The 17,468-nt window shown below is 65.7% G+C and carries 5 protein-coding genes and 1 CRISPR repeat array; of the genes, 4 read left to right on the top strand and 1 reads right to left on the bottom strand.

The genetic code is table 11. The features are described from left to right. Window positions 1-78: 78 nt before the first annotated feature. Entirely contained in the window at window positions 79-234 is a 156-nt protein-coding gene (locus IEW15_RS22365) for an ATP-binding cassette domain-containing protein (RefSeq protein ID WP_229708523.1), read from the bottom strand. 168 nt (window positions 235-402) lie between these two features. On the opposite strand from IEW15_RS22365, the gene IEW15_RS22360 reads away from it, so the two are divergent. From IEW15_RS22360 to IEW15_RS22345, 4 genes are all read left to right on the top strand, one after another. Beyond that, on the top strand, window positions 403-906 hold the full coding sequence (locus tag IEW15_RS22360) for a class I SAM-dependent methyltransferase (protein WP_188582165.1): 504 nt from the start codon (window positions 403-405) through the stop codon (window positions 904-906). Beyond that, window positions 903-2,288 carry an ActS/PrrB/RegB family redox-sensitive histidine kinase gene (locus IEW15_RS22355; protein ID WP_229708522.1) on the top strand — a complete coding sequence of 462 codons (1,386 nt, stop codon included), beginning with the start codon at window positions 903-905 and terminating at the stop codon, window positions 2,286-2,288. The genes IEW15_RS22360 and IEW15_RS22355 overlap by 4 nt, the downstream gene beginning before the upstream one ends. A 49-nt stretch (window positions 2,289-2,337) precedes the next feature. Further along, window positions 2,338-2,928 (top strand): ActR/PrrA/RegA family redox response regulator transcription factor, encoded by a 591-nt coding sequence (locus IEW15_RS22350; protein ID WP_188582163.1) that lies wholly within the window; start codon window positions 2,338-2,340, stop codon window positions 2,926-2,928. 90 nt (window positions 2,929-3,018) lie between these two features. Further along, a complete protein-coding gene (locus tag IEW15_RS22345; protein WP_188582154.1) occupies window positions 3,019-3,573 on the top strand; it encodes an acyl-CoA thioesterase in 555 nt (184 codons plus the stop codon). 198 nt (window positions 3,574-3,771) lie between these two features. Further along, window positions 3,772-17,382: direct repeats of the CRISPR family, unit length 32 nt; unit sequence GTCGCTCCCCGTGCGGGAGCGTGAATTGAAAC. Window positions 17,383-17,468 lie beyond the last annotated feature (86 nt).

Below are 17,468 nucleotides of genomic sequence, written 5' to 3'. Positions count from 1 at the left end.
TCATCGCCTCCATCCGACGCACCGCACGGTTCATCGCAAGGGCTTGAAATCAATGGGTATTAGTTTTGAGTCCGACTCTCAGATCATCGACATGGCGGTGGTCTTGCCGGCGCCGTTTCCGCCCAGCAGGGCCACGGTCTCCCCCGCCCGCACGGTGAAATTCAGGTCGCCGACGGCCTCAACAGGGCCATAACTCTTGCGCAGATGCTCGACGGCAAGGACGATCTCGGTCATGGATACCCGGACAGGATGAACGCGCGGCCCTGTCTGGCCGCGCATCGACCTGACCGAAAGTGATCCGGCAGCCACCACCGGTCAAGCCCGGCCGGCGGCCTGCCCTCCGATCGCCCGCCCCCCGATCGCCCGCCCCCGCCCGCCCGCACAAGCCGGAGTTGCCGCCCCGTGAGCCGCCTCGACAGTTTCATCCGCCGCCTCAGCGCTCAGCGCGCCTGCCTCGACCGCGCCGCCGGCCTGATCGGCGACATCGACGGCCCGGTGCTGGAACTGGGCCTGGGCAATGGCCGCACCTACGACCATCTCCGCCATATCCTGCCCGGCCGCGAGATTTTCGTGTTCGAGCGCCAGGTCGCCGCCCATCCCGACTGCATTCCCGACGATGACCATCTGATCCTGGGCGATCTGGCCTGCACCCTGCCTGCCGCCATGGCCCGCATCGGCCGGCCGGCGGCGCTGGCCCATGCCGATATCGGCAGCGGCGACATCGAGGCCACCGCGCGCAACGCGGCACGGGTGGCCGCGGTGCTGCCCGACCTGCTGGCGCCCGGCGCCGTGGTCGCCGCCGACCAGCCATTGAGCGATCCGCGCCTCATCGCTCTGGCCCTGCCCGATGATGTCCAACCCGGCCGCTATCACCTCTACCGGCGCGTGGCCGGAGAGGCGGCATGACCACCCGAGGCACCGGCACCAAATCGCTGGCAGCCAAAGGGCTGACGGGACTGCCGCCCGGCGCCGTGCGACCGCCGCCACCGCCCCCCGCCCCCGATGGCGGCCGGGTGCGCGCGCATACCCTGGTCACCATCCGCTGGCTGGCGATCGCCGGCCAGATGGCGGCGATCCTGCTGGTGTCGCAGGGGCTGAAATTCCCGCTGCCGATGCTGGAATGCCTGTCGGCGGTGGTGGTGTCGGCGCTGCTCAATCTGGCGACCACCCTGGCGCGACCGGCCAATGCCCGGCTGTCCGATGGTCAGGCGGCCCTGTTCCTTGGCTTCGACATCGCCCAGCTCGGCGTGCTGCTGCACCTGACCGGCGGCCTCGTCAACCCCTTCGCGCTGCTGGTGGTGGCGCCGGCCACGATCAGCGCCACCGTGCTGTCGCTGCGCTCAACCGTGGTGCTGGCCGGGCTGTCGCTGGTGGTGGTGACGGTGCTGGCCTTCTGGCATCGGCCGCTGCCCTGGGATGGCGAGGGCGGGCCGCTGGCGCTGCCGCCGCTCTATGTCGCCGGTGTCTGGGCGGCGCTGGTGCTGGGGCTGCTGTTCCTGATCGTCTATGCCTCGCGCGTCGCGGCCGAGGCCCGGCGGATGTCCGATGCCCTGTCGGCCACCCAGATGGCGCTGGCGCGTGAACAGCAATTGTCGGCGGTGGGCGCGCTGGCGGCGGCGGCGGCGCATGAGCTGGGCACGCCCCTTGGCACCATCGCCATCGTCGCGCGTGAGCTTGAGCGCGAGCTTGGCGGCGATGGCCCCCATGCCGAGGATCTGGGCCTGCTGGTCTCGGAAAGTGCCCGTTGCCGCGAGATTCTCGCCCGTCTGGCCCGGGCGCCGGAAGCGGCGAGCCCGGCCTTCAAACGCCTGGGCCTGCCGGAATTGCTGGAAAGCGCCGCGGCCCCCTATCGCCGCGCCGCCGGGCCTGAGATCGTGGTCGAGATCGACCCCGCCGCCGACCGCGCGCAAATGCCCGACACGGCGCCGGTGCCGGAACTGATCCATGGCCTGGGCAATCTGGTCGAGAACGCCTCTCAGTTCGCGCGCGGGCGCGTGACGCTTTGGCTCAGCTTCAATCCGCGCTATATCACGGTCGAGGTACGCGATGACGGGCCGGGCTTCCCGGCCGAATTGCTGCCCTGGCTGGGCGAGCCCTATATGTCGACCCGGCGCGAGGCCGGCCGCATGGGCCTTGGTGTGTTCATCGCCAAAACCCTGTTGGCCCGCACCGGCGCCGATCTGCGCTTCGCCAACCGGCCCGATGGTGGCGCCGTGGTCTCCATGCGCTGGTCGCGCGATGCCCTGGCCGGCCATGGCCAGGGTGCCGCGCGTCCGGTATCGTTCTAAGGCCGCCGGCCGGGCGGTCTTCTGGGTGTTGAGGAAGGAAACCGTGTCGATGTCCACGCCCCCACATGCCGACGCCGAAGACGCCGGCCTGATCGATCTGGCGACCGCCGCCCCCGAGGACCGGGTGCTGCTGATCCTTGACGATGACATGGCCTTCCGGCAGCGTCTGGCGCGGGCGATGGAGCGGCGCGGCTTCGACGTCACCGCCGCCGGCTCTCTGGCCGAGGCGCGCGACTGCCTGCAGACCCTGAAGCCGGCCTTCGCGGTGCTCGACATGCGGCTCGATGACGGCAGCGGCCTCGATCTGGTGCCGCTGATCCGCGAGGCCCGCGCCGATGCCCGGATCGTGATGCTCACCGGCTATGGCAATATCGCCACCGCCGTCGCGGCGGTGAAGGCCGGCGCGCTCGACTATCTGGCCAAGCCCGCCGATCCCGACGATCTGGAACGCGCGCTGCTGTCACGATCCGGCGCCCTGCCGCCGCCGCCCGATCACCCGATGTCGGCCGACCGGGTGCGCTGGGAACACATCCAGCGGGTGTTTGAACAATGCGACCGCAATGTCTCGGAAACCGCCCGCCGGCTGAACATGCACCGCCGTACCCTGCAACGCATCCTGGCCAAGCGCTCGCCGCAATAGCCGCGATACGCCCCACTGTGTAGACTGTGCCGGGGCGCCTAAACCACAAGCTGTGGCGCCCGCCGGTTCAAACACTGCCGAGGCCCCGCGATGACCGTATCCGAAGCCGCGCCCCAGCCCGCCGCGACCACAGCCGACACCGGCACGCCCTATACCGCCGCCGATCTGCTGATCGACACCGTGCCACCGCCAACCGACCCGGCGGACATCGGCCCCGGCGCCGGGCGCTTCCGGCTATGGATCCCCGAACGCATCCGCTTCGGCGAAACCGACATGCTGGGCCATGTGAACAACGCGGTCTATGCGCGCTGGCTGGAACTGGGCCGCACCCGCCTGTTCGACCTGTGCGGCCTCGCCACCCGCTACGACCAGGAAGCCCCGACCGTGATGGTCCAGGCGGAACTGCGCATCGGCTATAAGGCGGAACTGCGCTATCCGGGGCTGGTGATGATCGCGACCGGCGTGCAGCGCATCGGCCGCAGCTCGATCACCATCCCCCAGGCGCTCTACGCCAACGGCGTGCTGATCGCCGACAGCGACAGCGTCTGCGTCGCCATCGACCGCGCCACTCGCCGCCCGGCCCAGGTGCCCGACGACCTCCGCCACGCGCTCAACCGCTTCGCCACCCGCGAACCGGCAGCCTGACCGCGCACCCCGCCCAGGCTTCCGCGAACCCCAAGCACACACAAAAACCCCGGGCGGTTCGCGGAACCAGTTCGCAAGCGATTCCAATGGCTTAATTTTTTGAATGTTTTGTCATGCATACCAGAGAATGAGTCACGAGGGAGGTTCGCGCAAACGCGCTTTTTCAGCCAATGGAATCAGGCTATTAAAGGGGGGTGGGTCGCTCCCCGTGCGGGAGCGTGAATTGAAACTTCGATCCGCCTCGGGTGCCGGTGTCATTGAGCGGTCGCTCCCCGTGCGGGAGCGTGAATTGAAACAGGCCGCCAGCCGGTCCGGCTGGTCGCCGGCCGTCGCTCCCCGTGCGGGAGCGTGAATTGAAACGTTCAGCGCGACGCCACAGGCGCGGAGGTGGCGCGTCGCTCCCCGTGCGGGAGCGTGAATTGAAACACCGGATCGGCCCAGCTCCCGGCGTCGGGCGCCTGTCGCTCCCCGTGCGGGAGCGTGAATTGAAACGGTCACACGCTTGGGTTCGGCGGGGGCGTGTCGGTCGCTCCCCGTGCGGGAGCGTGAATTGAAACGGCCTGGTTTGTCGACCAGGCCGGCTTGCGCCGTCGCTCCCCGTGCGGGAGCGTGAATTGAAACGACGGCGGCAGTCTGACGCTCTATGCCGGCACCCGTCGCTCCCCGTGCGGGAGCGTGAATTGAAACGTGTCCTGATGGGCGTTGGAGAGGGTGTGCGGTCGTCGCTCCCCGTGCGGGAGCGTGAATTGAAACAGGGATGTGGCGTGATGGCTGCCGATATCGTCCTGTCGCTCCCCGTGCGGGAGCGTGAATTGAAACACCGTGCTGTCGAACGCCGTCTTGCGCTGGGTCGGGTCGCTCCCCGTGCGGGAGCGTGAATTGAAACCATCGCCCGTTACCGCCTCCATCGCAACGGCGCGTCGCTCCCCGTGCGGGAGCGTGAATTGAAACCTATGCGGGTGATTGGGGTTCGGCGCGTCTCTAGTCGCTCCCCGTGCGGGAGCGTGAATTGAAACAGCGCCCTCGTTGGCATCCGCGGCTGTCGCCAAGTCGCTCCCCGTGCGGGAGCGTGAATTGAAACCTCCGCCGCCGCCGTCTGGGCGGCGGCGGGCTGTCGCTCCCCGTGCGGGAGCGTGAATTGAAACTGTCATGTCCGGAGCCCGGGTGGCGGGGGCTGGTGGGGTCGCTCCCCGTGCGGGAGCGTGAATTGAAACCATCACGCCCGCCCACGTCCAGGAAGCGCTGCACGCGTCGCTCCCCGTGCGGGAGCGTGAATTGAAACCCCCTGCGCAATCTCGCCCAGGCCCGTAAGCTGTCGCTCCCCGTGCGGGAGCGTGAATTGAAACCGTTACCTCGCCGTCAAAGTTGGTGGTCTTAGTCGTCGCTCCCCGTGCGGGAGCGTGAATTGAAACGGCATCACCGGTGCCGGCATAAAGCCGTGATTGGTCGCTCCCCGTGCGGGAGCGTGAATTGAAACGGCATCACCGGTGCCGGCATAAAGCCGTGATTGGTCGCTCCCCGTGCGGGAGCGTGAATTGAAACATGATCCGGACGATGGCGGCGCCGAAATCGCTGAGTCGCTCCCCGTGCGGGAGCGTGAATTGAAACTTCGTGGCGGCATAGAGTGGGTTCAGGGGCGCCCAGTCGCTCCCCGTGCGGGAGCGTGAATTGAAACGCATCGCGAGCGGCGACACAGACCAGCCGGCCGGTCGCTCCCCGTGCGGGAGCGTGAATTGAAACCGCCGCCATCATTAGTCGCCTCGAAGCGATCGAGTCGCTCCCCGTGCGGGAGCGTGAATTGAAACCGCGACCGCCGGCACGTCCGCCGGGGCGGGCGCGTCGCTCCCCGTGCGGGAGCGTGAATTGAAACATCGATCAGCACCAGCCCCTGCCGGCCGCGCAGGTCGCTCCCCGTGCGGGAGCGTGAATTGAAACGATCCGCCGGCCGCCTTACTGGCCGCCGAGGTGAGTCGCTCCCCGTGCGGGAGCGTGAATTGAAACAGGGTGCTCGGCTGGTTTGCCGGTCGCCGCTGGGGTCGCTCCCCGTGCGGGAGCGTGAATTGAAACGCGGACTGCCGGGGTTACTTCGGCGGGAGCGAGGGTCGCTCCCCGTGCGGGAGCGTGAATTGAAACGCTGCCGGGACCGACCACCCGGTCGCGCGGGTGGTCGCTCCCCGTGCGGGAGCGTGAATTGAAACGGACTTGGTGCGCACATGGGCTGTGGCGATCGCGTCGCTCCCCGTGCGGGAGCGTGAATTGAAACCGGCGGCCGCGACCGAGGTGACGCTGCACGGGGGGTCGCTCCCCGTGCGGGAGCGTGAATTGAAACGAGATGGGTGGGCTGTTGATACGCGCGCTGTCGGGTCGCTCCCCGTGCGGGAGCGTGAATTGAAACTACCCGACCCGGCGCGCCGGCGCCAGGCCGACCGTCGCTCCCCGTGCGGGAGCGTGAATTGAAACTCTGGGGTAGTGCGGCGGGCGTTTGCGGCCCGCGGTCGCTCCCCGTGCGGGAGCGTGAATTGAAACCACTCTCTCCGCCAGGATCGAGGGCGCACTCCAGTCGCTCCCCGTGCGGGAGCGTGAATTGAAACCCTCTATCAGCGGCAGGCGATACCGGCCACCGATGTCGCTCCCCGTGCGGGAGCGTGAATTGAAACACGCTGGCGGGGCAAGGGCTCAACGCCACCAACGTGTCGCTCCCCGTGCGGGAGCGTGAATTGAAACGGTGGCGTCGGCAGCGCGATCGACAGCTTCGGCGTCGCTCCCCGTGCGGGAGCGTGAATTGAAACGGGCGGCTGGGGCGGCGGCGCGCCGCTCGACGGGTCGCTCCCCGTGCGGGAGCGTGAATTGAAACCGGTAATGTCGAATCCTAAAATAAAATTGTGAAGTCGCTCCCCGTGCGGGAGCGTGAATTGAAACGGTAATACACTGGTTTTAGAATGATATCTATAATGTCGCTCCCCGTGCGGGAGCGTGAATTGAAACGGGGGCGGGCGCGGTGGCGGGTGAGCGCGGCGCAGTCGCTCCCCGTGCGGGAGCGTGAATTGAAACGTGCGCTCATCCATGCGACAACTCCCTTGCTGCCTTGTCGCTCCCCGTGCGGGAGCGTGAATTGAAACAGGGGCCATCCGGGCCGCCTGATCCAGGTCATCCGTCGCTCCCCGTGCGGGAGCGTGAATTGAAACGCGATTGAGGCGCTGCCCTCGACCCCGCGGGCCGTCGCTCCCCGTGCGGGAGCGTGAATTGAAACCATCTCGCGATCCAGGCGTGGCGCGCCTGCAAGGTCGCTCCCCGTGCGGGAGCGTGAATTGAAACGCGTCACAGATCCACCTGACCAGCGTGCGATTGGTCGCTCCCCGTGCGGGAGCGTGAATTGAAACAGCACCTCATCCAGGTCATCCTGGAAGGCAGCCTGTCGCTCCCCGTGCGGGAGCGTGAATTGAAACAGGGGCCATCCGGGCCGCCTGATCCAGGTCATCGTCGCTCCCCGTGCGGGAGCGTGAATTGAAACGAGCGGCGCGTCAATGCGGACGGCGCGACCGACCGTCGCTCCCCGTGCGGGAGCGTGAATTGAAACAGGCTCGCCGGCGCGACGACGACAGCGGCACGGGGTCGCTCCCCGTGCGGGAGCGTGAATTGAAACGACCCGGCGCAGCTTGATGCAGTGCGCGCCCAGAGTCGCTCCCCGTGCGGGAGCGTGAATTGAAACGGCACCCGTCCGCGGCCACGCGATGCGGCCGTCGTCGCTCCCCGTGCGGGAGCGTGAATTGAAACAAAGACGCCTTAGCTCAAGGCCTTGATCCCGTGCGTCGCTCCCCGTGCGGGAGCGTGAATTGAAACATCGGCATGGACCGCGAGCGCGCCCGCGATCACGGTCGCTCCCCGTGCGGGAGCGTGAATTGAAACCAGTGCCGCCTTGAGCTTGGGCATAAGGCGTCGAGTCGCTCCCCGTGCGGGAGCGTGAATTGAAACAGACTGCGGCGACGGCGGAGGAACGCCTCCGCGGTCGCTCCCCGTGCGGGAGCGTGAATTGAAACCATCGCCCGTTACCGCCTCCATCGCAACGGCGCGGTCGCTCCCCGTGCGGGAGCGTGAATTGAAACTTCGTCGGTGAGGGCCGCCGCGAGGGCTGCCGAGGTCGCTCCCCGTGCGGGAGCGTGAATTGAAACCAGCGGGATCGCCCAACTGGCGCGGTAGACCTCGGTCGCTCCCCGTGCGGGAGCGTGAATTGAAACGCCCTCGACCGATGGCCGCGGTGGCCAGCATCCAGTCGCTCCCCGTGCGGGAGCGTGAATTGAAACACCACGAATGTGCCGTCTTCAGCGGTCACGATCGTCGCTCCCCGTGCGGGAGCGTGAATTGAAACTGCTCAGTTGGGGTGTCATCAGCCCAAGTGGGCCAGTCGCTCCCCGTGCGGGAGCGTGAATTGAAACGCCGTTGATGATCATCAGAACACCTCAATCCAGAGTCGCTCCCCGTGCGGGAGCGTGAATTGAAACATGAATTGCCGCACGGGCTGTCGCGCCGGGTGGGTCGCTCCCCGTGCGGGAGCGTGAATTGAAACTGCTCACCAACCTCGATAGGGCAGGGGGGTGGGATGTCGCTCCCCGTGCGGGAGCGTGAATTGAAACCCGATCCGTCATCCGCCTGATGGCGCGGCGAATAGTCGCTCCCCGTGCGGGAGCGTGAATTGAAACAATGATCCGACACTATGGTCCGCCCTGACCACGCAGTCGCTCCCCGTGCGGGAGCGTGAATTGAAACCGGTTGCCGATCGGGACATTCGGGAGGCCCTTGTCGCTCCCCGTGCGGGAGCGTGAATTGAAACCGGGATCACCGGCCGCGGCGCCCACGGCCCCGGACGTCGCTCCCCGTGCGGGAGCGTGAATTGAAACCGGGATCACCGGCCGCGGCGCCCACGGCCCCGGACGTCGCTCCCCGTGCGGGAGCGTGAATTGAAACCGTGGCCCTGATCCTCAATGCAATCAGGGCCAGCGTCGCTCCCCGTGCGGGAGCGTGAATTGAAACCGACGCATCTTGGCGCACCTGTCGGGGCGCCCAGTCGCTCCCCGTGCGGGAGCGTGAATTGAAACATTTATAACCTTGGAACTTGAGGAGTTGGCGGGCGTCGCTCCCCGTGCGGGAGCGTGAATTGAAACCGGTGATGCTCCTGCTCGACCACGATGAAGCGCGTCGCTCCCCGTGCGGGAGCGTGAATTGAAACGCACTCTTCGCAGTTGGCGGGAGTATGGTGACGGTCGCTCCCCGTGCGGGAGCGTGAATTGAAACCAGTTGGCGGGAGTATGGTGACGCTTGATCGCGTCGCTCCCCGTGCGGGAGCGTGAATTGAAACTGGCCTATGGGCTGCCAGTGATTGTATGGAAGTCGTCGCTCCCCGTGCGGGAGCGTGAATTGAAACCTCGGATGGCCCTGGATTTGACCGATGCGCAGCCAGTCGCTCCCCGTGCGGGAGCGTGAATTGAAACCGCGCCCAGAAGCGCTTGAGCTTAACCGCTACGGTCGCTCCCCGTGCGGGAGCGTGAATTGAAACTGCCCACGGGTGCGGCCTTGTTGCAGGCGAGTGGTCGCTCCCCGTGCGGGAGCGTGAATTGAAACGCTGATCCTCTGGCCGGTGCGATCGCAATTGTCGTCGCTCCCCGTGCGGGAGCGTGAATTGAAACGTGGTCTCAATGTGGGAGCCGGCACGCATCATTGTCGCTCCCCGTGCGGGAGCGTGAATTGAAACTCGACCTGCGGCACCGGTCGCGGATCGACCAGCGTCGCTCCCCGTGCGGGAGCGTGAATTGAAACCGCCGCCATCAGCATGTCATTGAAATCCGTGCCCGTCGCTCCCCGTGCGGGAGCGTGAATTGAAACGCCGAGGGCATCGACGTACCAGCCCTGGACGCCGGTCGCTCCCCGTGCGGGAGCGTGAATTGAAACTCCAGGTCGGCGACGACCTGGTCGAGATCGTCGGTCGCTCCCCGTGCGGGAGCGTGAATTGAAACCAGCCATAAGTGAAGGCACCCGAATTCGGATCGTCGAGTCGCTCCCCGTGCGGGAGCGTGAATTGAAACATAAGCGGCGGCCGCCTGCGCGGCCGCTGCCTGGTCGCTCCCCGTGCGGGAGCGTGAATTGAAACCTTTTGATTTGTGTGATCCTATCGAATGACACCAGTCGCTCCCCGTGCGGGAGCGTGAATTGAAACTGGGAGCGGGTCGACGCCAGCACCGCCTGCCATGTCGCTCCCCGTGCGGGAGCGTGAATTGAAACCCGACTTGGCGCGAAGAACAGCGCGCCGGTATCGTCGCTCCCCGTGCGGGAGCGTGAATTGAAACACAGGGCCGTCATCAGGAATACCGTTCGGGTATCGTCGCTCCCCGTGCGGGAGCGTGAATTGAAACCCGATGCCGAGCACGTTGCCGTGCTCGCGGGCAGTCGCTCCCCGTGCGGGAGCGTGAATTGAAACCCGATGCCGAGCACGTTGCCGTGCTCGCGGGCAGTCGCTCCCCGTGCGGGAGCGTGAATTGAAACTGGACTCGGGGGGCTGGGCGCCGGGGTGGCGCGTCGCTCCCCGTGCGGGAGCGTGAATTGAAACGCGCCAAATCCGCCCCTGCCCACATGCGTCGGGGGTCGCTCCCCGTGCGGGAGCGTGAATTGAAACACACCGGTCCCCGTGCCCGATGGCCGGGTGATTGTCGCTCCCCGTGCGGGAGCGTGAATTGAAACAGGGTGCGCGTCGGGAAGAAGAAGCTGCCGAAGTCGCTCCCCGTGCGGGAGCGTGAATTGAAACGTATGCCCTGAAAGAGACCCCGCTGTCCCGCTCGTCGCTCCCCGTGCGGGAGCGTGAATTGAAACCAGGACGCTCCTGCCCAAGATCGGCATCGATCGTGTCGCTCCCCGTGCGGGAGCGTGAATTGAAACCCGGGGCTGCCGTCTGCGCGGTCCAGCCCCAGGTGTCGCTCCCCGTGCGGGAGCGTGAATTGAAACCTGGAGCACTTGGCGCGCGCCGTCGGGGCCCCCGGTCGCTCCCCGTGCGGGAGCGTGAATTGAAACAGGGCGCGCTGGCCGGTTGGACGCCCGACCCCACGTCGCTCCCCGTGCGGGAGCGTGAATTGAAACCGTCTTCGAAATCGAACAATTGAGATTCGGTCATGTCGCTCCCCGTGCGGGAGCGTGAATTGAAACCACGACCGGCCGGTCACCTGCCAAACGCCATCTGGTCGCTCCCCGTGCGGGAGCGTGAATTGAAACACGGCAGCGGATCTGGCAGAGATCGCGCGCCAATGTCGCTCCCCGTGCGGGAGCGTGAATTGAAACCCGGACTTGGCTACCTTGATCCGCCAGACGGCGGCGTCGCTCCCCGTGCGGGAGCGTGAATTGAAACCGGCGCCACCCGGGCCGTCGCCGATCACCATGTCGTCGCTCCCCGTGCGGGAGCGTGAATTGAAACGAAATAGGCCCGCGTGACCGCCGCCCGGATCGGGTCGCTCCCCGTGCGGGAGCGTGAATTGAAACGAAATAGGCCCGCGTGACCGCCGCCCGGATCGGGTCGCTCCCCGTGCGGGAGCGTGAATTGAAACTATGTGGGTCAGATCGACCAAGCTCAGGCTGGCGGTCGCTCCCCGTGCGGGAGCGTGAATTGAAACGGGCCTGATGGGCCGTCTCGGCATCACCAAGATGGTCGCTCCCCGTGCGGGAGCGTGAATTGAAACTCGCTGACCGTCTGCGTGCGATCGACGCCGCCGGTCGCTCCCCGTGCGGGAGCGTGAATTGAAACAGGGATGTGGCGTGATGGAGGCTATCCTGGGCGGTCGCTCCCCGTGCGGGAGCGTGAATTGAAACTGGCGCTTCTCATCATACTGGCCGGCATACTGTGGTCGCTCCCCGTGCGGGAGCGTGAATTGAAACTGGTCGTGATCAAGCGTCAGAATTGGTCCGGAGTCGCTCCCCGTGCGGGAGCGTGAATTGAAACCGCGCCGTCACGGGTGGCCATCGGCTATGTCGAGTCGCTCCCCGTGCGGGAGCGTGAATTGAAACAGCAGGGCCGCGGCAGCATGGCGAATGCGCGCGCGTCGCTCCCCGTGCGGGAGCGTGAATTGAAACGGCGCAACCCGGGGCAAACCACACGGCCGTCACGTCGCTCCCCGTGCGGGAGCGTGAATTGAAACGCCGACAACTTCGAACAGGCCTTCGCGGCCGCCCGTCGCTCCCCGTGCGGGAGCGTGAATTGAAACTCCCGCCCGTGATCGAGCAATGCCACATGGCGGTCGCTCCCCGTGCGGGAGCGTGAATTGAAACACGCGACGACATCGCACCGGTCCTTGCCGCAGGGTCGCTCCCCGTGCGGGAGCGTGAATTGAAACTATTGATGCCTGTGTCTCGCGCGAAAGCGTCGCGTCGCTCCCCGTGCGGGAGCGTGAATTGAAACCGCGAGGGCCGCGCCGTTACCGGTAGCATCGATGTCGCTCCCCGTGCGGGAGCGTGAATTGAAACCGCCCCTGCAGGCGACCGACTGGCTGCCGCCGCCGGTCGCTCCCCGTGCGGGAGCGTGAATTGAAACCGCTGGTGAGGTTCTGATGCGGTCGCTGCGCGGTCGCTCCCCGTGCGGGAGCGTGAATTGAAACCGCGGTACTGGTTGTCGTTGGCGAGGCTTAGTTGTCGCTCCCCGTGCGGGAGCGTGAATTGAAACATTCTTGTGCGCAAGATGTAGCGCACCTGATCGATGGTCGCTCCCCGTGCGGGAGCGTGAATTGAAACCTGAGCATCTGCGATGCCTGGATCGAGCGCTACGGTCGCTCCCCGTGCGGGAGCGTGAATTGAAACACCGTCGCCCGTCACGGTCGAGCGGCGCGCCGCCGGTCGCTCCCCGTGCGGGAGCGTGAATTGAAACGATCACGCGTTGGCGCCGCTGCACGGCACGCGGGGTCGCTCCCCGTGCGGGAGCGTGAATTGAAACGACTCGATCACGACAGCGATGCTCGCTGCCTAGTCGCTCCCCGTGCGGGAGCGTGAATTGAAACGAAAGAGGTCAGGCCGATGGCGACCCCGTGCAGCGGTCGCTCCCCGTGCGGGAGCGTGAATTGAAACTTGGGCGCGCAGCCGCCGTCGATTAAGGGGTTGGTCGCTCCCCGTGCGGGAGCGTGAATTGAAACAGCGCGGGTGACGGCGTGGCCGGTGCGGCTGGCTGTCGCTCCCCGTGCGGGAGCGTGAATTGAAACAGTGGATCATCGACTACAACCTGCCTGGGGCGTGTCGCTCCCCGTGCGGGAGCGTGAATTGAAACCTGCCGCCGATCGACGACGGCGCCGGCGGCACCCTGGTCGCTCCCCGTGCGGGAGCGTGAATTGAAACCGGATGCCTTGCACACGAGTTAGCCGCTCGTCGGTCGCTCCCCGTGCGGGAGCGTGAATTGAAACACAATTTTCTTGCCTCTCATCCAATGTGGAGCTAGTCGCTCCCCGTGCGGGAGCGTGAATTGAAACGTTGAAAACACAGGCATTGCCTAAAACATAGCCATGTCGCTCCCCGTGCGGGAGCGTGAATTGAAACGCCGTTGATGATCATCAGAACACCTCAATCCAGAGTCGCTCCCCGTGCGGGAGCGTGAATTGAAACACGCTGCCCTCAATATCCGCGAAGAGCTGGCGCGGTCGCTCCCCGTGCGGGAGCGTGAATTGAAACTTCGGTCTTGATGGTCAATTTCGGGAGCGTGAGGTCGCTCCCCGTGCGGGAGCGTGAATTGAAACCTATGCGGGTGATTGGGGTTCGGCGCGTCTCTAGTCGCTCCCCGTGCGGGAGCGTGAATTGAAACTTTCCAGCGTCCGCGCATCTCGGCGACGATGGTAGTCGCTCCCCGTGCGGGAGCGTGAATTGAAACAGTCCAACCGAACAAGGAGACGATAAATGAAAGTCGCTCCCCGTGCGGGAGCGTGAATTGAAACCGGCCGTACGAAGTCAAGACCGCAACGCGCGGCGTCGCTCCCCGTGCGGGAGCGTGAATTGAAACACGGGAGATCCTCGACGCGATCAGGTCGATTGAGTCGCTCCCCGTGCGGGAGCGTGAATTGAAACCTCGCGGAGTTCGGGGCGGCACCGGGGCAACCTGTCGCTCCCCGTGCGGGAGCGTGAATTGAAACAGGGAACTCGCCGGCCGCCTCTGCGGCCGCCGCGGTCGCTCCCCGTGCGGGAGCGTGAATTGAAACAGTGCCGCCTTGAGCTTGGGCATAAGGCGTCGGTCGCTCCCCGTGCGGGAGCGTGAATTGAAACTTGGAGGTGTCGCGCATGGACAGCGACTGGCGGGTCGCTCCCCGTGCGGGAGCGTGAATTGAAACATCGCCGCGTGCTCAGACTGGGCTGCGGCGGTGGTCGCTCCCCGTGCGGGAGCGTGAATTGAAACCGGCTATCAGGCGCTGCTGGAATACCTTGACGAGAGTCGCTCCCCGTGCGGGAGCGTGAATTGAAACTCGGCCAGCAGGGCGTCAAATGCGCCCAGCTGCGTCGCTCCCCGTGCGGGAGCGTGAATTGAAACTCGACCGCGATCCTGAGATCACCCAGCAATGCATGTCGCTCCCCGTGCGGGAGCGTGAATTGAAACAGGGCGCGCTGGCCGGTTGGACGCCCGACCCCAGTCGCTCCCCGTGCGGGAGCGTGAATTGAAACGCATTGGAAAGCGCGAAGTCGACCGGCCGGGCAAGTCGCTCCCCGTGCGGGAGCGTGAATTGAAACGCCTGCTCGAAGCCCTGCCGGGTCTCGACGTGTGGTCGCTCCCCGTGCGGGAGCGTGAATTGAAACTGGACGGGCATCACAGCCATGCAGCGGCGATCCTGTCGCTCCCCGTGCGGGAGCGTGAATTGAAACGCAGACCAACCAGACAGGGAGGGCGAGATGCCCGGTCGCTCCCCGTGCGGGAGCGTGAATTGAAACGGCGACCTCCCGGGGGTCAGCCGCCTCGGCAAAGTCGCTCCCCGTGCGGGAGCGTGAATTGAAACTAATTTTCTTGCCTCTCATCCAATGTGGAGCTAGTCGCTCCCCGTGCGGGAGCGTGAATTGAAACGATTGAAAATGTCCAATTTGGCGCTGTTCATTTTGTCGCTCCCCGTGCGGGAGCGTGAATTGAAACGATGGAATCACACGAAACAGAAGGAAACACGGAAAGTCGCTCCCCGTGCGGGAGCGTGAATTGAAACCACACGAAACAAAAGGAAACGTGGAAATGACTCGTCGCTCCCCGTGCGGGAGCGTGAATTGAAACATCGGCATGGACCGCGAGCGCGCCCGCGATCACGTCGCTCCCCGTGCGGGAGCGTGAATTGAAACAGTCCGTGCGCCGGTGAGCAGCCAGTGAACGTCGGTCGCTCCCCGTGCGGGAGCGTGAATTGAAACGAAAGAGGTCAGGCCGATGGCGACCCCGTGCAGGTCGCTCCCCGTGCGGGAGCGTGAATTGAAACCTCATCGACATTGTCGGCATATATGCCCTGGATGTCGCTCCCCGTGCGGGAGCGTGAATTGAAACGTCGAGCACGACCAGCCCCTGTCGGCCGCGCAGGTCGCTCCCCGTGCGGGAGCGTGAATTGAAACGAAATAGGCCCGCGTGACCGCCGCCCGGATCGGGGTCGCTCCCCGTGCGGGAGCGTGAATTGAAACGGTCGGTGCTGCATCCAATGCTCGCCACCGGCTGTCGCTCCCCGTGCGGGAGCGTGAATTGAAACTTCGGATAGCGTGCCGTATGGCACGCCCGCGACGTCGCTCCCCGTGCGGGAGCGTGAATTGAAACATCTCGATCTGGTCGAGCCAGCGGATTTCGCTGGTCGCTCCCCGTGCGGGAGCGTGAATTGAAACATCTCGATCTGGTCGAGCCAGCGGATTTCGCTGGTCGCTCCCCGTGCGGGAGCGTGAATTGAAACAGCACCATAGGCCGGCCGGCTGCCGGCGCCGATGTCGCTCCCCGTGCGGGAGCGTGAATTGAAACGGATACCATACCCCCGGCGCCGGGTTGGCGGGGGTCGCTCCCCGTGCGGGAGCGTGAATTGAAACTTGATCGGCTGTCGGCGGATCAGCCGCCTGCGGGTCGCTCCCCGTGCGGGAGCGTGAATTGAAACAATCAGGGCCCAGTCGGCCCAAATCTCGTCGGGATGTCGCTCCCCGTGCGGGAGCGTGAATTGAAACATCCCAATCCACCATGCCGGCCGGGGCTGTGTAGTCGCTCCCCGTGCGGGAGCGTGAATTGAAACCGGGCGACCCATCCCCGGACCCGGCTGGTGTTGGTCGCTCCCCGTGCGGGAGCGTGAATTGAAACCGGCATAAAGCCGTGATTGCAGGGGCTTGTCCGGTCGCTCCCCGTGCGGGAGCGTGAATTGAAACCGCCACATCGATCCGCCCGCCGGCGGCATCAAGGTCGCTCCCCGTGCGGGAGCGTGAATTGAAACGGGTAGTGGGTGGCCGTCCAGGGATCATCCCTGGGTCGCTCCCCGTGCGGGAGCGTGAATTGAAACATTGACGCATGCGGCGACTGGGCCGCAGCCGTCAGTCGCTCCCCGTGCGGGAGCGTGAATTGAAACCGCCGAGGTGATGGCGGCTTCGGCCGCGCCGATCGTCGCTCCCCGTGCGGGAGCGTAAATTGAAACAAGGGCCTCGCGCATGTCCCGATCGGCAGCCGCCGGTCGCTCCCCGTGCGGGAGCGTGAATTGAAACGGCCCTCTCGGGGTTGGCAGCGGCCGAGAGTGCGTCGCTCCCCGTGCGGGAGCGTGAATTGAAACCAGCGGCCTCCGATGGCGGCGATGGCGCGGCCGCGGGTCGCTCCCCGTGCGGGAGCGTGAATTGAAACTGTTTCACGTGGAACCTTACGAACGACGCGACTGTCGCTCCCCGTGCGGGAGCGTGAATTGAAACTGCCGTGCCAATCGCGTCATCGCGATCTGACGTGGTCGCTCCCCGTGCGGGAGCGTGAATTGAAACGGCAACAACGAGCCGAGCAATTACGCCGCGTGGGTCGCTCCCCGTGCGGGAGCGTGAATTGAAACGGCGCCACGTGGCCAGCTCTCCACCCGCTCTACGCGGTCGCTCCCCGTGCGGGAGCGTGAATTGAAACTGATCACGGCGGCCGAGGTCTATTACGCCGGTCAGGTCGCTCCCCGTGCGGGAGCGTGAATTGAAACCATCGCCCGTTACCGCCTCCATCGCAACGGCGCGTCGCTCCCCGTGCGGGAGCGTGAATTGAAACGCGGGGGCGATCGGTAAGGCCGGCGAGGAGATTCGTCGCTCCCCGTGCGGGAGCGTGAATTGAAACCGCTCTGATCCCTGACGATGCGGCGGCGCGCGCGTCGCTCCCCGTGCGGGAGCGTGAATTGAAACAAGCCCTCCACGGCCGCGCCCGCTCCACGCACGGTCGCTCCCCGTGCGGGAGCGTGAATTGAAACTATGCGCTGCCGTCGAAGCCGACGGCAACGGAGTCGCTCCCCGTGCGGGAGCGTGAATTGAAACCGCGGTACTGGTTGTCGTTGGCGAGGCTCAGTTGTCGCTCCCCGTGCGGGAGCGTGAATTGAAACGAAATAGGCCCGCGTGACCGCCGCCCGGATCGGGTCGCTCCCCGTGCGGGAGCGTGAATTGAAACGGCATCACCGGTGCCGGCATAAAGCCGTGATTGGTCGCTCCCCGTGCGGGAGCGTGAATTGAAACCAGCCGTAGACGAATGCACCGCTGTTGTCGTCCCCGTCGCTCCCCGTGCGGGAGCGTGAATTGAAACAGCGCGGAGGTGATCGGCCCGAAGCGCCGGCAGGTCGCTCCCCGTGCGGGAGCGTGAATTGAAACCCTGAAGAGGCTGTTGCCGAATGCCCGCTACCCATGGTTTGACGCCGTCTGCTGACGGCTTGGGAGCTTGGCGGGGGTCTCGCGCG

Origin of the sequence: Tistrella bauzanensis, assembly GCF_014636235.1 — a bacterium.
Classification (GTDB): Bacteria; Pseudomonadota; Alphaproteobacteria; order Tistrellales; family Tistrellaceae; genus Tistrella; species Tistrella bauzanensis.
The sequence above is the reverse complement of the archived record's forward strand: the minus strand, read 5'-3'. Positions and strand labels throughout refer to the sequence as shown.